The 3,038-nt window shown below is 69.1% G+C and carries 3 protein-coding genes; 2 read left to right on the forward strand and 1 reads right to left on the reverse strand.

Features of this window, described 5'->3' with window-relative positions; genetic code table 11:
- Positions 1 to 1,683 (forward strand): ABC transporter permease (locus tag ACIQ6O_RS15445; protein ID WP_396208670.1); only part of this gene is annotated, 1,683 nt, incomplete at its 5' end.
- Between the two features lie 22 nt (positions 1,684 to 1,705).
- Here ACIQ6O_RS15445 and ACIQ6O_RS15450 read toward each other — a convergent pair.
- Positions 1,706 to 2,590 carry a hypothetical protein gene (locus tag ACIQ6O_RS15450; protein WP_396208671.1) on the reverse strand — a complete coding sequence of 295 codons (885 nt, stop codon included), beginning with the start codon at positions 2,588 to 2,590 and terminating at the stop codon, positions 1,706 to 1,708.
- Between the two features lie 221 nt (positions 2,591 to 2,811).
- Here ACIQ6O_RS15450 and ACIQ6O_RS15455 point away from each other — a divergent pair.
- Positions 2,812 to 3,038 (forward strand): hypothetical protein (locus tag ACIQ6O_RS15455; RefSeq protein ID WP_396208672.1); only part of this gene is annotated, 227 nt, incomplete at its 3' end.

Below are 3,038 nucleotides of genomic sequence, written 5' to 3' on the forward strand. Positions count from 1 at the left end.
GGCGCCACCAGCCGCCAGGTGCTCGCGCTGTACGTGGTGCAGGCCGCAACAATGGGGCTCGTGGGCGCCACCGCCGGTGCTGCGCTCGGCATCGCCGTGCAGTTCCTGCTCCCGCGCGTCATGGGCGACTTCCTGCCGGTGGATGTCACCATCGCCCTCGAGCCGATTCCGCTGCTGCTGGGACTGGCCACCGGCGTGTGGGTGTCGCTCGTGTTCGCGCTGCGCCCGCTGCTGGCGCTGCGTCGTGTGTCGCCGTTGCAGGCGATTCGCCGCAACGCCGATCCCGCCGCACTGCCGAGCGAGTGGAAAGACATCGCGCGGCTCGTGGTGGATGCCCTGCTCGTTGGCAGCATCGTGGCCATCGTGCTGTCGCGTGTGGAGTCGTGGCGCGATGGGCTCGCCATGACCGGCGGCATCATTGGCGTGGTGGTCGTACTCTGGCTTGCGGCCACGGCCATGATTGCCCTCGCACGACGCAGCACGCATCCCACGTGGCCGTTCCCTCTGCGTCAGGGGATCGCCAACCTGCACCGCCCCGCCAACCAGACACGTGCGGTCACACTGGCGCTCGGCTTCGGGGCGTTCCTGCTCAGCACCGTGTATCTCGTGCAGGCCAACCTGCTGAGCCGCGTGCAGACCACGGCGGATGCGGCGGCTGGCAACCTGCTGCTGTTCGACGTGCAGGACGATCAGGCCGCGCCGCTCGACTCCATTCTGCGGGCGCGCAATCATCCCATCGTGCAGCAGACGCCCATCGTGACGATGCGTGTGGAGTCGATCAATGGCGTGAGCGTGACCAAGCTGCAGAGCGACAGCACGGTGCGCCGCGCCGGGTGGGCGCTGCGCCGTGAGTATCGCAGCACGTATCGCTACAACACGCAGGAGTCGGAGAAGCTCACGGCCGGCACATGGTTTCCCGATTCGGCCACGCGTGAGAAAGAACGGGCGGCGGCACCGGAGAGTCCGTTCCTCATGTCGCTCGAAACGGGAGTGGCGCGCGAGATGGGCGCGAGCCTTGGCGATACGATCGTGTGGAACGTGCAGGGCGTACCGGTGACCACCGTGCTCACGAGCACGCGCGACGTGAACTTCGGCCGGTTCGAAGCCAACTTCTTCGCCGTCTTCGAGCCCGCCGCGCTGCGCCGCGCACCGCAGCAGTACGTGATCGTGGCCAACGTGCCGAGCGGTGCGCCGCTCGCGGAGATTCAGCGCGATATCGTGCGCCGCTATCCGAACGTATCGAGTCTCGATCTCACGCTCGTCAAGCAGACGATCGGCAGCATCGTCGACCGGGTGACGCTGGCCATCCGCTTCCTCGGGTTGTTCTCGCTCGCGATGGGTATTCCGGTGTTGTTCAGCGCCGTGGCCGCCACGCGTCGCGCACGTCTGCGTGAGGGCGTGCTGCTCCGCACCCTCGGTGCGTCGCGTACGCAGGTGGCGCGGGTGCTACTCGCGGAGTACGGCGCGCTCGGGGCGCTGGGCGCGCTCACCGGCATGGTGCTCAGCTTCGGCGGGGCCTGGGCGATCACGACGTTCGTGTTCGAAGATCCCTTCGATCCGGCGGTACTGCCCACGCTGGCGATTGCCGGGGGCATGCTACTGCTCACCATGACGATCGGCCTGCTCACGTCACGCGACGTGTACCGCGAAACACCGATGATCGCCATCCGCGAGCCGGGATGACCACCGGTTCACACGCGGCGATTCAGCGCGCCTGAATGAGGCCGTACGCCTGGGGTTTGCCGTCTTTCGGCGCCACCCACACGCGGGCGCCGGTCATGCCCTGCATACCGATAGGGATCGGCACCCGCTTCACGCCGCTCCCGTCGGACAGGCGCAGCGACCCGTCTTCGAGAATCACGCCGTCGTAGGCCGGAACGCCGTCGGCGGCGCGCACGAAGTACTCGGCGACGACCACATCGCGCGGGCTCACGCGCACGCCGCGCACCACCACCTCGCTGCCCACCAGACGGCCGAGTCCCGTGGTGGCCATGCCACTGAGCGTGAGCGTCCCGTCGGCCGACCGCAGCACGACAATGCGGGCCGGCTCGGTGCCCTGCCATATGAGGACCCCACGCACGCTGTCGCTGCGGGCCCGCGCGGCGGCACCGGATCCGGTGAGGCGGGCCGCAAACGCCTTCGCCATGGAATCGCCGCGGGCCTGCGCGCGACGAGACATGATGCCGCCCGCGGAGGTCCCGGGGTTGGCGTTGGTCGCTGCCGCCGCGGCGGAGCTTCCGGCCGGGCCGCCGGTTCCACCGAGGGGGCCGTCGCTGCTCCCCGTTGACGGTCGGCGCGCCGTGGGATCGAACATGGCCAGCGACTCCGCCATCTGTCGCTTGATCTCCTCCAGCGAGGCCGCCCGCAGCGAGTCGAGCACCATGGGCGCCCGATTGGCCTCGGCGATGAGCGAGTCACCACGGAGCGCCAACGTATCGAGCCCGGCGACGTCGCCACGAATGGTGACACCGTCATTGCCGCCGCACGCCACGAGCAGAAGCGCGACGAGAGGTAGCGCTGCGTGCGCTGCCCGATACCCGTGAGCCTCCGCGACCCGGCCGGCCGCCGATCCTCGTGACAGGAGCTCCATAGGGGAGAAGCTACGATCGAATGTCGTGTCGTCAACGCGAGACCGTGCCATATTTCGCGGTGGCACCCGCGTCCCGGTTTCCACCGGGCGTGGGCGTTGGTGGGGAGCTCCCGTCACCGCGTCCGGCCCACATCCGTGACGCACCCTGCACAACCGTCACACCCTGGGCACGGCCGCGCTTCGGGTGGTGACGTAGGACAGCACGAGGCGTCAACCAAAGCATGGCCATTTTTTCATCCGACAACACGGCGGCGCCCTCGGGGCGTGACGCGTGGCTGCACGACAACGAACGCGGGCTCACGCTCGCGGCCGACGGCGACTGGGCAGAGGCGAGCGAAGCCTTTGCCGCCGCCGCCGACTGTCTTGCCCGTGCCCTGCCGTCGGATTCGCGTGGGGCGCACGAGCCGCTGGCGCTGGTCCTGAGCAACCTCGCCCAGGCCCTCTACCG

The sequence above is a fragment of the Gemmatimonas sp. genome (genome assembly GCF_044345575.1).
Lineage (GTDB): Bacteria > Gemmatimonadota > Gemmatimonadetes > Gemmatimonadales > Gemmatimonadaceae > Gemmatimonas.

Excerpts from the sequence above, each read along its gene's own strand:
- ACIQ6O_RS15450 (WP_396208671.1), bottom strand. The coding sequence starts at position 2,590 with ATGGAGCTCCTGTCACGAGGATCGGCGGCCGGCCGGGTCGCGGAGGCT.